17 protein-coding genes are annotated in these 15,646 nt (G+C 57.8%); 9 read left to right on the plus strand and 8 right to left on the minus strand.

All coding sequences use genetic code 11. The annotated features are described in order from the left end of the window. Positions 1–152: 152 nt before the first annotated feature. Complete coding sequence (locus tag ACQZ5H_RS31960; RefSeq protein WP_449100138.1) at positions 153–1,178, plus strand: endonuclease/exonuclease/phosphatase family protein; 1,026 nt, start codon at positions 153–155, stop codon at positions 1,176–1,178. A gap of 10 nt (positions 1,179–1,188) precedes the next feature. Here the strand turns inward: ACQZ5H_RS31960 and ACQZ5H_RS31965 are convergent, their stop codons facing one another. Further along, positions 1,189–2,943, minus strand: a complete 1,755-nt coding sequence (locus ACQZ5H_RS31965; RefSeq protein ID WP_449100139.1) for a peptidoglycan D,D-transpeptidase FtsI family protein — start codon at positions 2,941–2,943, stop codon at positions 1,189–1,191. Between the two features lie 699 nt (positions 2,944–3,642). Between ACQZ5H_RS31965 and ACQZ5H_RS31970 the strand changes: the two genes are divergently transcribed. Next, positions 3,643–3,867 carry a TFIIB-type zinc ribbon-containing protein gene (locus ACQZ5H_RS31970; RefSeq protein ID WP_449100140.1) on the plus strand — a complete coding sequence of 75 codons (225 nt, stop codon included), beginning with the start codon at positions 3,643–3,645 and terminating at the stop codon, positions 3,865–3,867. A 107-nt stretch (positions 3,868–3,974) separates the two neighbouring features. On the opposite strand, the gene ACQZ5H_RS31975 is transcribed toward ACQZ5H_RS31970, so the two are convergent. From ACQZ5H_RS31975 to ACQZ5H_RS31985, 3 genes are all read right to left on the minus strand, one after another. After that, positions 3,975–4,214, minus strand: a complete 240-nt coding sequence (locus ACQZ5H_RS31975) for a DUF2171 domain-containing protein (protein ID WP_449100141.1) — start codon at positions 4,212–4,214, stop codon at positions 3,975–3,977. Positions 4,215–4,368: 154 nt separating this feature from the next. Beyond that, entirely contained in the window at positions 4,369–5,001 is a 633-nt protein-coding gene (locus ACQZ5H_RS31980; protein ID WP_449100142.1) for an SCO family protein, read from the minus strand. Further along, positions 4,998–5,423 carry a MerR family transcriptional regulator gene (locus ACQZ5H_RS31985; protein WP_449100143.1) on the minus strand — a complete coding sequence of 142 codons (426 nt, stop codon included), beginning with the start codon at positions 5,421–5,423 and terminating at the stop codon, positions 4,998–5,000. Before ACQZ5H_RS31985 ends, ACQZ5H_RS31980 begins: the two co-directional genes overlap by 4 nt. 421 nt (positions 5,424–5,844) lie before the next feature. Between ACQZ5H_RS31985 and ACQZ5H_RS31990 the strand changes: the two genes are divergently transcribed. From ACQZ5H_RS31990 to ACQZ5H_RS32000, 3 genes are all read left to right on the plus strand, one after another. Then, the gene (locus ACQZ5H_RS31990; protein WP_449100155.1) at positions 5,845–6,471 is read left to right on the plus strand and encodes a DsbA family protein; all 627 of its coding nucleotides are present in this window, start codon (positions 5,845–5,847) and stop codon (positions 6,469–6,471) included. A gap of 2 nt (positions 6,472–6,473) precedes the next feature. Continuing rightward, entirely contained in the window at positions 6,474–7,301 is an 828-nt protein-coding gene (locus ACQZ5H_RS31995) for a peptidylprolyl isomerase (protein WP_449100144.1), read from the plus strand. A gap of 61 nt (positions 7,302–7,362) precedes the next feature. Beyond that, positions 7,363–8,409, plus strand: coding sequence for a L,D-transpeptidase family protein (locus ACQZ5H_RS32000; RefSeq protein WP_449100145.1), 1,047 nt, complete (start codon positions 7,363–7,365; stop codon positions 8,407–8,409). Between the two features lie 7 nt (positions 8,410–8,416). Here ACQZ5H_RS32000 and ACQZ5H_RS32005 read toward each other — a convergent pair whose 3' ends face one another. From ACQZ5H_RS32005 to motA, 3 genes are all read right to left on the minus strand, one after another. Next, on the minus strand, positions 8,417–9,013 hold the full coding sequence (locus tag ACQZ5H_RS32005; protein WP_449100146.1) for a transglutaminase-like cysteine peptidase: 597 nt from the start codon (positions 9,011–9,013) through the stop codon (positions 8,417–8,419). Between the two features lie 90 nt (positions 9,014–9,103). Next, positions 9,104–9,493 (minus strand): copper resistance CopC family protein, encoded by a 390-nt coding sequence (locus ACQZ5H_RS32010; protein ID WP_449100147.1) that lies wholly within the window; start codon positions 9,491–9,493, stop codon positions 9,104–9,106. Then, entirely contained in the window at positions 9,490–10,359 is an 870-nt protein-coding gene (gene motA, locus ACQZ5H_RS32015) for a flagellar motor stator protein MotA (RefSeq protein WP_449100148.1), read from the minus strand. Before motA ends, ACQZ5H_RS32010 begins: the two co-directional genes overlap by 4 nt. A 689-nt stretch (positions 10,360–11,048) precedes the next feature. Between motA and ACQZ5H_RS32020 the strand changes: the two genes are divergently transcribed. The 4 genes from ACQZ5H_RS32020 (at position 11,049) to ACQZ5H_RS32035 (ending at position 14,557) form a co-directional block, all read left to right on the plus strand. After that, positions 11,049–12,062: a toxic anion resistance protein gene (locus ACQZ5H_RS32020; RefSeq protein ID WP_449100149.1), complete on the plus strand. Its 1,014-nt coding sequence runs from the start codon at positions 11,049–11,051 to the stop codon at positions 12,060–12,062. 15 nt (positions 12,063–12,077) lie between these two features. Next, a complete protein-coding gene (locus tag ACQZ5H_RS32025; RefSeq protein WP_449100150.1) occupies positions 12,078–12,767 on the plus strand; it encodes a TerD family protein in 690 nt (229 codons plus the stop codon). A gap of 243 nt (positions 12,768–13,010) precedes the next feature. Beyond that, positions 13,011–13,784 (plus strand): hypothetical protein, encoded by a 774-nt coding sequence (locus tag ACQZ5H_RS32030; protein WP_449100151.1) that lies wholly within the window; start codon positions 13,011–13,013, stop codon positions 13,782–13,784. Next, positions 13,781–14,557 (plus strand): VWA domain-containing protein, encoded by a 777-nt coding sequence (locus ACQZ5H_RS32035; RefSeq protein ID WP_449100152.1) that lies wholly within the window; start codon positions 13,781–13,783, stop codon positions 14,555–14,557. The genes ACQZ5H_RS32030 and ACQZ5H_RS32035 overlap by 4 nt, the downstream gene beginning before the upstream one ends. 38 nt (positions 14,558–14,595) lie before the next feature. On the opposite strand, the gene ACQZ5H_RS32040 is transcribed toward ACQZ5H_RS32035, so the two are convergent. Next, entirely contained in the window at positions 14,596–15,510 is a 915-nt protein-coding gene (locus tag ACQZ5H_RS32040) for a CheR family methyltransferase (RefSeq protein WP_449100153.1), read from the minus strand. Between the last annotated feature and the right edge of the window lie 136 nt (positions 15,511–15,646).

Genomic DNA, 15,646 nt, shown 5'->3' on the forward strand with positions numbered 1-15,646 from the left:
AACGAGTCCTACAACCTCATGTCGCTATAGGTTCAAGCGAAAAAATACGCGGACACTCCCATCAACGGTCGCAGCACCGATAGATTGTTCACCTCGAACCTGTACCTTCCGTGCAAAGCCCACCCGCTTCGCTGATTTGAAGGACATCCCGAATGAGCACAACGATCCGCAGTCTGCTTGCAATCGCGGGCCTGGGCTTCGCAACGTTCGTTGCCGCCGTCACTGCTCTGGCCGCCAAGTTCTGGCTTTTGGACCTAGCAACCTTCGCGTGGCAGTATGTAGTCGTGACTGGCATAGTCCTGACCCTCGCGTCTGTCCTGATGAAGTCCAGATGGGCAACGGCCGCGAGCCTGATCGGCCTCTTGATCTCGATGTATCCCTACGTGTCCGCACGGACGGCGGCGAAGACCGAGTGGTGCGAACTGCGAGTGGTGACCGCGAACCTGTTCATCGAGAACACCTCCCCGCCGGATCGTTTCCTTGACTTCGTTCGGAGAGAGCAGCCGGATATCCTCGTACTTCAGGAGACTCCTGACACATGGCAGGATCCTATCCGCGGACTGGCGATGTTCGGATACGAAAGCACTCGCGAGATAATGGCCTATGACCGCGTGAAGGTGTTCTCGAAGCTGCCGATAACGAGCGAAGGCCCGGTGAGCGACACTACGATCGGGACTGACTTCCACAAACGTCCAATTCGCCTGCAGCTCGGCGGCTGGAGCCGTCCGCTCGTGTTGTACGCAATCCATCCCGAAACGCCGCGGTCTATGGATCAATGGCGCGAACGCAACATTCATCTGGCGACGATGGCGAAAGTTGCCTCTCAGGATGCGATTAGCTCGGACGTAATCGTGGCTGGAGACTGGAATACACCGAGCACTTCGCCATTCTTCAACGAAGCACTTGCGAAAGGTGGATTGGCAGACGCCGGGTCGGGCAACCCATTCGTCACGAGCAGGTTCAGCCTGAAGCTCTATCCCTTTCTGCTGCTTGGATCGACGATCGATCATGTAGCAGTCTCGGGCTCATTGGCGGTGAGCGATCGCCGGACTGGCCCCATGTACGGTTCGAACCACCTTCCTGTCATCGTTGATGTCGGGCGCGGCAAAACGTCAGCCGTCGCAAGTCCCCCGGTCCCGCGCCCGGGCTGCGGTCTGCAACCCGGCGCTGGTGTGTAGCCGGAACGGGCTAGTAGTCAGCCAGTTCATACTGCAAGTCCGGGCCACCAAACCGAGGCTCGACGCCGAGCAATGGTGCCGTTCTCCCAATGATCGACTTGATCATTGGCGCAGCGGTTGAAGCGGCCGTGCGACCGCCATGTTCACCTGTCCGGGGCGCATCGATAATCGAGAGGACGATGTATTTCGGCTTGTCCATCGGAAACGCTGCCACGAAGGCATTGAAGTTCATGTCGCTTGCGTACCGTCCGTTGATCACCTTGTCTGCCGTTCCTGTCTTACCGCCCACGTTGAATCCCGCGACCTGGGCGCTCCGCCCGGAGCCCTTTAAACCATTCCATGAGTAGAGGTAGCGCATGTCGACGCTCGTCTGGTCCTTGATAACGACCTTCGAGATGTCTCTAGCCTGTGACGCACTGCGCGGGAGGAATGTAGGCGGCACAAGATTGCCACCGTTGATCAACGCGGCTGCGGCCACAGCCGTCTGCAGCGGCGTTGTTGCCACTCCATGTCCAAAGGAAATCGTGACAGAGTTGATTTTCTTCCATGTTCGCGGCTGCGTCGGCGTGGCGACGCCCGGCATCTCTGTCTCCAGCTTGGAAAGCAGGCCAAGTCTCGTCAAGAATTCCTTGTGACGGTCGATCCCAACCATGTCGGCAACGGCCGCCGTACCGATGTTCGACGAGTACTGAAAAACCTCGGGGATTGTCAGCGCCCTATTCTTTCCCTTGAAGTCCTTGATCGTAAATCCACCCATGCGGATGGGCCGCGACGCATCGACGACCGAGTTTAGTGTAATCTTCCCCTCATCAAGCCCCATAGCCAGGGTGAAACTCTTGAACGTCGATCCCATCTCGAATGTTGCATTGCTGATCCGGTTGAACCAACCCTTTTCGTATTCCTTGTCGGTGCTGCCGTCAGCAAGAGTTCGGGACGGCTGATTGGGATCAAAATCAGGTACCGACGCCATGGCGATAATTTCGCCCGTCTCCACATCGAGAACTACCGCGCCGGCGGCTTCGGCCTTGTAGGCAACCATGGCGTTGGCAACGACATCCCGAACGATGCTCTGGACGCGAAGGTCGATGGAAAGCTTTACGGGTTCCAGGGGCATGTCGGTCGTCATCCCCGCCGCGCGCAGATCCAACAGCCCTTGTTGATCAAGATACCGCTCCATTCCGGCGACACCGCGGTTGTCGATATCGACGTAACCCAGCACATGGGCAGCCGCCGGGCCACCGGGATAGAAGCGCTTCTTTTCCGGACGGAAGCCGACGCCGGGGATGCCCAATGCCAGGATGTCACTCTGCTGTCGGGGAGTGAGCTGCCGTCTGAGCCAAGCAAAGCGTGAGGCTTTCGCTGAAAGCTTTGTATAGGTGGTCTTTCGATCAAGATCTGGGAAAACCGTCGCCAACTTCTCGACGGCTTCATCGACGTCCACGATGCGATTAGGCTCAGCAAAGAGGGACACTGTCCGAATATCCGTCGCAAGAAGCTGGCCGTTGCGATCGAGGATATCGGGGCGCGAGGCGAGCAACTTGTCCGGCGGCAAGATGTCCGATGTGGCCAGCGGGTCGCGAACGCCGTACTGGATCAGCCGAACGGCGCTCGCGCCGAAGGATACCATCAGGGCAATCATCACGAGAAGCACGCGGGTCTGCCTCTGGCGTAGCGTTTTTCGAGGCCCCTTGCGCCCGGAGCGGCCGTTGCCGAGGTTCAGATGCGCCCGGCGTCTGGCGGTCACGATCTTCGAAACAAGGCTCATGACGGTTGCCTCGTGATCGGAACTTGGCGTGCTGTGATCCAGCGATCTGTTAGTTGGATTTTCGAAGACATCGGGGCTCTCTCAGAGCAGCCGCGACCTCTCCATCATATGGTGGCGAGAGAAACAGCGGGCTGCAGTTGTCGGCGTGCGTGCGGGAGAAGTACTACGGAGCCGAAAATCGGCGGTCGATCCGCTGGAGAAAGCAGTTGGCCTTGAAGATTGTTTGATCTGTTCGCATAGGGACCAACGTAGGTCACGAACCACCGCCTCCCCGACACCGACTGGAGGGAGAGATCTGCGTAGTGGTGATTGTCGTGCACATGGACAAAGCTAAGCTCGACAGTCCCTGCAGGCTGAGTTTCCAACGTCATCTCGTGCCGGACGTCGTACGCCGAACCCTCGACTTGCAAACATGCTTGAGCACTGACGAAAGTCGTCAGCAGAATGACCACAGCGATGAAAATATATCGGATCATTCGAATCTCACCTGTCTGGCGAGTGTAGTGAAAGTGCGTGCTTGTCTCAACCTTTCGGCGCATGTGGAGTGCCACACGGCGCGCAAAAAAATGAGTTCAGCACCCTCTTGTCCCTCTAGTTGGATGAGGTCCTACATTGGCCGAAAGATGCTAGGTGGAGATCGAAATGGAAGGTGGACAAGTCAAAGGGATGCCATGCCCGAAGTGCAATACGGGGCTTCTTATGACTGACAGACAGGGCGTGGAAATCGACTACTGCCCCAACTGCAGAGGCGTTTGGCTGGACCGGGGTGAGTTGGACAAGATCATCGAGAGGAGTTCGACGTCGTATCAAGAGCCACCAAGAAATCAGCGCGACAGTCGCGGGCACTCTGAGCACGGCCGGGGCGGCCAAGACCATGGCTCGCGGCATGGACACCGCTCATTCCTTTCGAGGATTTTCGACTAGAGCTTCGCGTCGCGTTCCGTGTTTCCCTCACGAAGCCTGCTCCCCGAGGCGGTGGAACGTAGCGAAGGAGGCCCGCGGTCCTGAGTACGACCGCGGGCCTCGTCATTTTAATTAGGCAGGTGCGTCCACTTTGAACGGACGTCGGAAGCGTCCATCGAAAGATGGACGTGAGCGTCGATGTGATCGACCCATTCGACCGGGATAACATGGTGATGCTGGCCGTCCGGAGAGTCCGACTTTGTCAGCTTGATGCGGTCGCTGCCCTCAAGGTGATCGACCGTCCCGATGTGCTGGCCATCGGCAGATTTCACTTCCATATGTTCTTTGATCTCGCTTGAAGAAATCATTTCTCTTCTCCTTGGTTGGGCCTGCTCCACGCTCAAACCCGGCAGAAGCGTGATTGTTCCGCTATTTGCAAGACAGCTTTGCTTTCAAGCGGTCGAGAGCGCTTTGGGCCAGAAGCAAGTGGGCAAAGTTCAACGAGCCCACTGCAACCTTCGATTAGGAGGCAAGCATCGCAAGCTTCTTTCGCTGCACGTCCGGTGTCTCGTGCGTGTCGAGTGTGCCTTGAAGCTTTCCTGTCGCGTCATAGAGCATCACGACCGCGGTGTGATCGACCGTATAATCATAGTCGATAGGGAATTTCTTGTAGTAGGCGCCGAATGCGGCAACGGCCTTATCCGTTTCAGCCAAGCTTCCCCGCAGCGCAACGATGCGCGGATCAAACGAAGTCATGTAGCGAGCGAGGACCTCTTCGCTGTCACGCTCTGGATCTACGCTGATGAATACTGGAAGGATTGCGTCCATAGACGCTCCGCCCTCTCGTAAGCGGGTCGAGAGTTCATAGAGTGTCGTCGGACATATTTCGGGGCAGCTGGTGAACCCTAGAAATACGAGGAAAGGACGGCCGCGCAGCTCGCTTCCGATGAAAGGCTTGCCATCGGCCCTGGTCAATTGAAAATCGTATCCTGCTTGCGCCGCAGGACCGCTCGCGGTTCGCGCATTGAACTTCTGCAGGCCAGTGTAGGCGACGATCGTGGCGAACCCCACGACCAGGCCAGCCGAAGCCATCAACACCATCGACCGTCTACTGAGCTTGAATGGCAGCCGCTCTGCCGATCCTTTTTCTCTCATTGGCGATCGCTTCCTGCGTCGTCGGGAAGGTTCAAGTTCGCAAGCGCCTGGATCACATAGCAATCGCGTATCGCACCCTCGTGGCGGTGGCTTGCAATTCTCTCGAGCTCGGCTTCCAGCTTGCGAAGCCGCTCAATCTTCTGTTTTACCGTGGCAAGCTGCCCAAGCGCGATCCGATCGACCTCCGAGCATGGCATATCCGGGTGCCGGCTCATTTCCAGCAACTCGCGGATGGCCTCGATCGTCATGCCGAGTTCCCGCGCATGCCGGATGAACGAAAGCCTCTCGCGTTCTTGTTTGGTGTACCGCCGCTGGTTCCCCTCCGAGCGTTCAGCATGGGACAGAAGCCCCATCTCTTCGTAGTATCGGATGGTCGGGATCTTAACGCCCGTCCGCCGCGAAAGGTCACCAATCGTAAGCATAATCTGCCTCCATATCTCTAGTCATTGGAGGCATCTATGCGCCGTCGTTGCTGACGGGTTTCTGACTGCAGGTTATTTCCGCATAAGGATCGCCGTTTCTACGGCCAGAGCAATTGTCAGTATGGGAATTGCCCATCCACTCCAAATCTCCTCCGGAGTGCTGTGCCCTCCGACGCTGCAGGCTAGGGCGAAAGCAAGCTTCAGACCGACGAAGCCAACGCCCACGATTATCATTATCATCGCGATTTTGAGGAGCATTTTCTGACCTTCATTGCGCCGCCAGACTTCCCCAGATCGCCACTTCACGAAAATCAAGATTGTTTGATCTGCGAAGAGGATCTCTCCAGCGAAAAGAGCCTTGAACCTCAAGGTACTTGAGGTCGTAGGATTCGCTCGATTTGCCATCGAAGAGGATTTCGGAATGAAACGCAGAGAACTGCTCGCCAGCGTTGCGACCATGGTCGTACTAGCTTCTGCTCCACTGGATCTTGCCCTTGCAGCGGCCGAGGACGATCTGATGACACCTGGCCCGTTGCCGGAGAAAGCGTTTGGAGACGAAAAGGCACCTGTCACGGTGGTCGAATACCTCTCGATGACCTGCCCGCACTGCAGAAACTTCCACACCGAGATGTGGCCGGAGATAAAGAAGCAGTACGTCGATACGGGGAAAGTCCGCTTCATCTTCCGCGAATTTCCATTCGATCCACGCTCGACGGCGGCCTTCATGCTTGCCCGTTGCGTTGGCGAGGACAAATGGTACCCCGCAGTGGATCTGTTGTTCCGCCAGCAGGAGAAATGGGCTGCGGCTCAGGACGGGCGGCAAGCACTACAATCGACAATGGCGATCACTGGCATGGGGCAGAAGGAATTCGAATCCTGCCTTACCGACCAAGCTCTGCTCGACAAGGTGAGCGCTGTAGCTAACAAGGGGAAGGCGCTCGGCGTCGATTCCACTCCCACGTTCTTCATCAACGGGAAGAAGTATGCTGGCGCACTGCCCCTTGCGGAGTTCGCGAAGATCGTAGATCCGCTGCTTCCGGCAGAATAACCATGATGGTTCGAGCGGCGATCCTGATCTCCCTATTGTCAGCCGTCCCCGTGAGTGCGCAGGCGGACGGCCCCTTGGCGCGCGTGGACGGCCAAGCGATCACAAACAGCGATGTAGAGGTCGCGACCCGGCTGCTGGGCGACATTGACCAGAAGGATGCACAAGCCAACCAGCAGGGCGTCATCGATGCCCTGATCGAACTGAAGGTGGTCGCGAGAGCGGCGCTTGCCGAAGGACTCGACAACGATCCGGCCTTCAAAGCAGAAATGCAGTTTCTCAGGGAGCGAGCGCTTCGAGCGCTCTATCTTCGAAAAGCGATCGAGCGAAATGTCACCGAAGAGACCATCCGCGCGGCCTACGACCGTCAGGTTGGAGGGCTGAAGCCAATCCCTGAGGTCAGGCTCCGGCACATCCTTGTCGCCAATCAGATGGACGCCATGCACATCATCGACGGTGTCAAGCACGGACAGCGTTCCTTCGAGACGGAGGCGTCAAAGTCGCTCGATGAGGTGACAAAATCAAACGGTGGCGACCTTGGCTTCCTCACAGAGGACCAGATCCCGACTGAATTCGCCGCTGCCATAAAAAACGCCAAACCAGGTGAGGTAATTGCGACGCCTGTGCAATCCGCATTCGGATTTCATGTCGTCAAGCTCGAAGCGCGCCGCACTCGTCCTGTGCCGACCTTAGAACAAGCCACTCCGCAGATCAGGCACGCTTTGGAAAGTGCAGCGGGCGTTGAGGTCGTTACTTCCCTCAAGAGTAGGGCAAGTATCGAGATTTTGAACGGCGGTCCTTCGCCATCTGCTCCTGAATCGGGTACTGAATAGAAAATAGCCTTAATCGGCACGGGCAAGATCGCCCTATCCATAGCTCCACCTGACGGATGATATGACGTCTCACAATTCGACCTGGTCGCCAGCAAATCCGCTGCGCCGCCTCGCACTCCGTAGCGCAGCCTTTCTCGGCATAGGCCTCGCCTTGACTGGTTGCGTCCAGATAGCTCTCGATGACTTGGGCGAAGCGGTACCTGAGATTTCCCAGAAGACGACCGTGGAAATGCGCAAGAAGCGCATGACGCCTCAGGCTCCAGTTCTAGTCCGCCTCTTCAAGGAGGAGAGCGAATTGGAAGTTTGGAAGCAGGACGCGACTGGACGGTATGCGCTCTTGAAGACGTTTCCGATTTGTAGGTGGTCGGGGAAGCTGGGGCCGAAGAAGAACGATGGCGACAGACAAGCGCCAGAAGGCTTCTATTCGGTTTCAAAGGGAATGCTGAATCCCAAGTCGCAGTACTATCTGTCATTCAACTTGGGCTACCCCAACAAGCTTGAGGCAGCCCTTGGATACAGCGGTACCGCTCTCATGGTTCACGGCGCATGCTCGTCGTCCGGGTGCTATGCGATGACTGACCAGGGCGTCGGCGAGATTTATGCGATCGTGAAGGCAGCGCTGGATGGCGGACAGCCTGCCTTTCAGGTGCAGGCCTATCCGTTTAAAATGACAGCAAAGAACATGGCAGCCCATCGCGGCGACGCCAATTTCGATTTCTGGCGTTCCATGAAGGCTGGATACGATGCCTTCGAGGCTACACGCACAGAACCCAGGATTTCGGCCTGTGGTGGCAAATACGTCGTTAATGCCGAATTCAGTGGCGGCGCCCCCAGGGATCCCCTAGCTCCCTGCCCTGAGCGCACGGACACGACCAATCCCACGATTGCCGCGAAGTTCAAGGCCGAAGACGCCGAGCTTACGACGCTGTTGGGGCAGGATGGCGCCACTCATGCCAACGCCTATGTCGATGGCGGGATGCATCCAAGCTTCCGTGCGCTGCTCAAAGAAAATGGCGCAAAGAAGCTTGCCGCGAAAATCTCGACAATCGACTATCCGGTCAGCCGTCCGGAAGCGGCTCTCGCCGATCCATACGACGGCAAGGAATGAAGGCAGTTTATCGAACGGCGCCGACTGCCGTATCGTCGTGAGGCTGAATGCTGACCCATTTGCCGGAATTGAATTCCGACTGTCTCTTCAGGAAGGTGTAGTCGGTGTCGGACCACAGCCTCACTTCCGGACTGAGATTGTCCAGGACGTAGTCACCCTTGTCGGTCCGAACTGTCAGAACCGCGTGGCCTTCGCCATCAGGCTTGCGAAGGACTGTGATAAGCAGATCTGAGGCGGACAGCCCAGCTTTCAGGAGCATCCGACGCTTTTCGAGCGCGTAATCCTCACAATCGCCCTCGTCGTCAGGGTATGTCCAGACTTCTTCCCTACCGTAGTGATCCTGGTCGGTTTTGGGCGCAACACGCGCGTTTACGTCGGAGTTGACAGTGACCAGTTCCTTCCAAGCGGAAGGGGTTAGGTTGACCGGAGTCACGTCATCGGAACGAACTCGGCACTCGTCGGTATTGGTTTTGCAGAACTCGTAGTGTCCGACAGGCTGCGATGTCGCCTTACCCGTGATCATTACAGGTCCAAGATGAGCGGAACCTGCCACGGCCTGCCCTGCCCCGAAGACCAGTGCCAATGCAAGAAGATGACGTAGCACGCGATACCCCTGTCCACCCCGATACAAGGGTTAACAAACGGTAAACGTCGTTCCCGGTCAAGAAAGCGAGCAGATATAGTTGATAGATGGTTAACGTCCGGCAGTGGTGCGCACGACAAAGGTGAAGCTTCCCGCCAAAGCCTCACCCCCTGCTGTCGCCGCCGACCATTCGACCGTGTATCGCCCCTGCTGCAGGTAGCCGAAGACTGGCATGTGCAGGCGGGTGAATTCCTTCGTCGCCACGGGCTGGCCGGACGCCCTCACCCGCCGATCCGCGTCGAAGATACGGATGAGATGTCCACGCAGCCGGAGCCGCGTGGAAAACCGCATCTCGATCTCTGCCGGAGCACGTTCGACTACCTCGCCATTGCGTGGAATGGAGACGACGCGACCAACCTCCTCCGGCGGCGATCCGGCGGAGGCGGCTCCGACAAAGAACACGGCCGCTGCGAGCGTCGTCATCCGTATCAGCGTACTCATGCTGCCTTGTCCATCGAGCCACCGATCATTTCCTGTTCGACGGCATCGATCGTAGGGCGCTCGTGTTCGGAGATCGTCTTTCGTCCATATTCGAGAGCCACTTGCGGGACCGAACCGTTCATGTAGGCCAGCAACGTCTGCTTCACGACGACATACAGCCGATGCTGCTTCGTTCGGACGGTCTTGATCTGGGCGTTGATCGGTGCGCAGACGGAATAGGACAGCAAGATCCCGAGGAACGTACCGACGAGGGCTGCGCCAATCAGGTGCCCAAGGACTTCCGGCGGTTCGTTGATCGCCGCCATCGCCTTGATCACGCCGAGGACGGCGGCCACGATGCCGATCGCTGGGAACGCATCACCCATCGTCGTAAGCGCATGGTATGGCTTCAGTCGATCTCCCAGAATGGTCGCGAGTTCCTCGTCCATCAGCGCCTCGATCTCATGCGAGCGAGCGTTGCCGATGATGATCAGCCGAACGTAGTCGCAGACGAAATTCGTCAGCGACTTGTTCTTCAGGAGGGTCGGAGCAGCCTGGAAGATCGACGACTCTGCGGGATTGTCGATGTGTGCCTCGATTTCATTGCGGCTCTTCGTACGCAGGTCGCGCATCAGCGCATAGAGGACACCCAGAACGTCGAGGTACTGACGTTCTTTCGGAACCGAATGCTTGAAGGCCTCGCCAAGCGCCTTCAGCGAGTCTTTCACAACCTTCATCGAGTTCGCCATTATGAAGCCGCCAATACCAGCGCCTCCGATGATTACGAGTTCGAAGGGCTGGAACAGCGCGGAAAGATGGCCACCCATGGCCATGAAGCTGCCGACGATGCAGCCAACCGTGATTACAAATCCGATGAGAATGTTCATTGCTTTGCTTTCGCTCGGCGCCGACGGCGTCGTACGTTACCGGTTCCCCGATGCCGTGGCGCAATTAGTCTGATCTTGATGGAAGAGGATCAGGCGAAAGTTTTTGGTGGACGAGCCCGCACTTCAGGCGCAGCTGCATCAAAGCTCAAGGTCGCGCGATCGAACCGGATAGCCTCGCAGCACCTCGTTCCTTCAGTCGACGCTGACGAGGCCAGGTAGTTGTGAAGCGAGCAATGGTCGGCGCGATCGGATCGCGTACCCGTGTCTGTCGCGCCGCGATGGCCCGTTTTGCATGGGCCAGCGAGCGAAAGCTCCTGGAACGCGGGCGATGCCGCCATGGCGTCGTCACGCACCAAACTGAAGCTGGTGCCCACAAAAATCGCGAGCAGCAACATGATTGCTGTAGCGATCGATCTGGCGGACGGCTGGCCCATGCGATTCCCGAAGGTTGACCCCCCGTCTGTATGCATCGTGGCTTGTTCGGACCTTGCGACCCTGCAACCCCTCCGCTACATTCCCGGCGTTCCCCGGAGGAGGATACGGCCATTTCTAGCGAACTCGCGACCACCACCGCCACGAACTCCCTGGGGCTTGCGGTCGGCGGACCACCCGCAATAGTCACGGTTACCCTTCCCCAAGAGCGTCAGGCCGAGGCGCAAGCGATCGCCAGGAAGGTGTCTCTCGAGGCCATGGAGGCGAGTTCGCTCGTGACCTTTGGCCAAGAGGCACTTTCCGGTTTCGGCGCGAAGCTGGATGCCATCCTCTCCCAGATCACCAACGCGCAGTCCCCGGTGCTATTTGAACTTTTCCGCACCATCCGTGACGGCGTTAAGGGCGCCGACCTGGAAACGCTAGAGGCTGATATTCGTGAAAAGCTCAAGGGCAGCTTTCTCGAACGGATACTTGTGTCGATCGGCCTCCGCGATCCGGCGGAGCGTCTGAAGCGCGTCTCGGATGAAGTGCGTGGCATGCTGCAGAGCAAGGCAAAATCGCTATCAGATTTGGTGCGCCCCCTAGAGACGAAAGTCGATGAGGAAAGCGCAAAACTCGTGAGCGAAGTCTCGCGCATGAGCGGGCTCTCCGATGCGTACAAGGAGGCAATCGTTTCGCTGGGCGTGTTTGTTCTGGCTGGCCGAGGAATTGTCGAGCGAGCGGATGCTGATCTCGAGCGATTGAAGCAGGAAGCCGCGGGGGGCGATCCGCTTCGGGTGCAGGCGGCGCGGGACCATTCTCAGAAGCTGGAGATCTTTCGGAACCGCGTCCTTGTTTTGGAAAACGCCTATGCCAAGGCTCCCTCAGACTTGGATTCCATCGGCATCGCCCGAGGTGCTGCTCTCGCGACCCTCGCGGAAACTGTCTCCGCCGCGAATGCGGAGTTCAACGACATCAAGTCCGTGCTCATTCGTCTCCACGTTCTTTTCCAGATGCAGTCGATCCAGCAGATGAACGACATGCGCCGAGAGCTTCGCTCGTCCCTCCAAAAATACGGAATGGATGTCTTGGAGAACGTCTCGGTGACGGCTGCGCGCGCCTCAGGTGAAAACCGACTTGCCGACGCAGACCTTGTCCTTGGCACTGCCCAACGCCTTCGATCTATCGCCGACAAGGTCGTTGCGGAAGGCGAGAAGAACAAGCAGCGCTATGCAGAGGCGCGGTCGAAACTCGAGCAGGCGCGCCTACTTACCACCTACAGACCGACATAATCAAACGGAGCAGGCATGGCCACGTTCAATCTTGCAAAGGGTCAGTCCTTTCAGATTCAGAAGGAAATGGAGTTGGTTCATTCGGGTCTCGTTTGGGATCCACCGGAAGGCTCGGGTCCGGCGTTCGACCTGGATGTCCACTGCTTCGCTCTGATCCACCCACGAGGCGATGCCAGCAGAGCGCGCCTGTATAACGATGGCTCGCACGCTCTTTGCTACGCATTCGTCAGAGGTCCAGGAAACCCGGAAGGCTCTCTGACCAAAAATGCCGACGGCTCGTTCCAGACTGAAGATGGCGCGATGTGGCATGAACGGGACGACCGTACCGGAAAAGGTGGCCCAGCTCCTCGCGACGAAGATGAAGACGAGGCCGACGACCATCATGGCGAGGGCTTTCGCGAGGAGTTCAAGATCGTTCTGGCCAAGCTCCCAGCAGATGTCGCCGAACTCGCCGTCTGGGCAACGATCCATGATGCTGAACGCAAGCGGCAGGACTTCGGCAAGGTGAAGAACGCCTACATCGAAGTCTGCGACGCGATGGATGACGAACTCTGCCGCTACCAGCTCACTTCGGAGTTCGCGGGCAAGACGACGATCCAGGTGGCCTCCTTCCTTAAACAGCAAGATGGCTCCTGGAAATTCCATGCCGTAGGTGCCGGATCGAACGCTGGCCTCGGCGAAGTCATCAACGCCTACCTCTCGTGACGCGAAGCCGTGGCGCCGCCAAAGAAAAATCCAGAAGGTCCGACGTCGCCGAAGATTCCGTTTGGAGAAGGCGACGAAAAGCAAGTCAGCGATGGGCCTCGTGTGCTTTTCGGCGCCGCTGCATCGCCCCGCACTCCTAGCGGCGCACCCCGGATTGTGGGCGGCGGGTCAGTCCGACGCCGTATAAGCTGCGCGCCATCGGATCTTCGTGCGTTCGACGAAGATGCGCCGGACGACGTTGTGATGGCGGCACAGCGCATCACAGAGGGCGTCAACCTCGACGATGACGAATTCGGCGATGTTGTCGGCTTCGGGTCCCAGGTCCAGCTGCAGCATGGAAGCATTGCCGAGAGGCAACTCGCGCTAGTCGATGATCGTCGGGTGGCCGAAGCCAACCGACTATCCCAGGAACTCCTCCAGCATCTGGAAACTTTGAAGCCTGAAGAAATGTTTCCGGTGCGCACCACGTTGCTGGCCAGCATTGCCAGCTCCTTTTCTGGCCCCGCAAAGAAAGAGCGCTATCGCGAGGAGGTCGCGGAGATATCGAAGATCGCCCAGTCGATTGCCGAAATCACGCCGAGGCTCGTCGAAATGGAGCACGTCGCTTTATCGCTGAAGAAGCGTTGGCGGAGACTTACCAGAACGGTAGACGCATACCTGCTGGCAGGTCGCTTTATCGTCGCTTACATCGATACCGATAGCCAAGTCGGCCACGAGCGGTCCCAACACTACCGATCGCAGAAGGATGCTCTCGAAACGCGCATTGGCTCACTTGCCGCAACCTCCACCTCGTTGGTCGTTGGCCTGCGCACGCTGGAAGCAATTTACGCTTCGCTCACCGACGCGCGATCATTCGCCGAAGAACTTGTCGCACGCGATTTGCCAGCCTGGCAGACGGCTGTCGGTGCGGCGATTGCGGCACGTACCAATGATCCTTCGGCGCCGATAGACCTCGATGACATCTCCAGACGATACCTGAAACTGGTCACCATGATCACACGAAAGGAATTCCGATGACGACATTCAGATTGCAGAAGCCCGAAGAGGAGGTCCGGCGCGTCGGCTTCGTGTTGGAGAAGCAGGGAATTCACGAGCGTATCCCCGCACAGGTCGGCCTCAACATCGATGTATCGGGATCAATGTCGGACCTTTTCAAGTCCGGCACGGTGCAGTCCGCTCTCGAACGGGTGCTTCCTGTCGCGCTTTACTTCGACGACGATGGCCGGATCGATACGTGGGTTTTCTCGAACGACGAGCGGATGGCTTCTCTGACGCCCGTCACCGCGACTACCTATCAAGGTTACGTAGAAAGGGAGATCATTGAGAACCGATCGCTCAAACGCGTCCTGTGGGGCGGCACGGATTACGCGCCCGTTATCAGGTCGAACCTGATGACTTACGGACTGCTGGAGGAGCGCGACGCCGGAGGTCTCCTTGGCATGATTTTCGGGCAGAAGAGGGATACTTTCGGAGAAGAAACCCGATCAGGGATCCCGGCTATCAACTACTTTCTGACGGATGGCCTGAACAGTGACTACGATGCGGCCTGGCGCCTGCTTTCGGAGGCGGAGCATGCGGAATCGCAGATCTACTACGTGATGGTGGGCATCGGCAACGATGAGTTCAGATTCCTGCGCGATGCCGCAGAGGAGTTTCCCAACGTCGGCTTTGTCAGCGCCAAGGATTTGGGGCAATTCGTGGGCGGCGACGACGCCTATGAAAAGCTTCTACCTGTCGAGCTTTGCTCCTGGTTGAAGCATGAACACGAAGGCGAAGACGACCATCATTGAAAGGAAGGGGCGTCGCGGCAGCGACGCCCCTAACTTCGTTAGACTAGATAGCGCTCGCCTACTGTGTCCTCGGCAACCAACACCGGATGCCTGCCTGCCATTACGTCATCATCGTTCCGGAAGATGGTGACCTTGCGGATGCACCACCCCTCCTCCGTTGAGAATGGCTCGTGACCCCAGCGCACCCATGGCCAACCTCGTTTCGACGGATCACCATTCCATATCTCTCTTGCGTTCGACAGAATGGGCGTGAAGCCGGAAGGTGCCAACACCCTGAACTTCAGCTCCTGATCGACGCCGTCCACAACGAGATATCCTCCGGGCCGGACAAGTGCCATCAGGTTCTGCAAGCACCGTGATGCCAGATCGTCATCCATCGGCCCCAGCACATTGTTGGCAAGAACGACGTCCTGACGACCGATACGTTTGATGAGATTTCGATCAGATGCATCGGACACCACCCATTCAACATCCTTTTTCAGATGGGACCGCACGTGCAGTGAGCCATCCGGTTGCGGATTAAGGATATTCAGCAGCTGAGGCGCTTCGTGAACGAGAACCTCGGGACGTCCGCTCTCGAACACCGAGTTTGCGGCGCTGCTCTTTCCGGGCCAGTAGACACCGTTCTTAGCAGCATCTACGACGTCGGAAGCAAGATCGATTCCGAAGGCCTGAATTCTAGCGTCGGGTGCCGCCGAGCGGATCATCGCGATCACCGAGTACAGTTCCGCTCCCGTGCTGCAGCCCATTGAGGCGATCCGCAACGGGCGAGAAGTAGCACGTTCCGCAGCGAGATGAGCCACGGTTCCGACCAGGGATGGATTGCGCATAAACTGTGTGTAGTGCGACTGGAACCTCATCGTTCTGGAGGTAAAATGGCTGTAAATCCACCTTCCAATAGCCCGAAGCAGTGCGGTTTTCTGCGTGGCTTCGGGAATTAGCTTCCACGCCATTCGACCGCAGCGACGCGCAATGCGCGGCAGGATTTTCAGTAAGCGCTGTTTTCAGGCCACGGCTTTGAGTTCGTGCCTTGCGGCATAGGTCCACGGCAGCAGGTCGTCGATTTGGCTATTTGGATGGCCGTTGGCG

The organism is Rhizobium sp. 21-4511-3d (assembly GCF_053522545.1).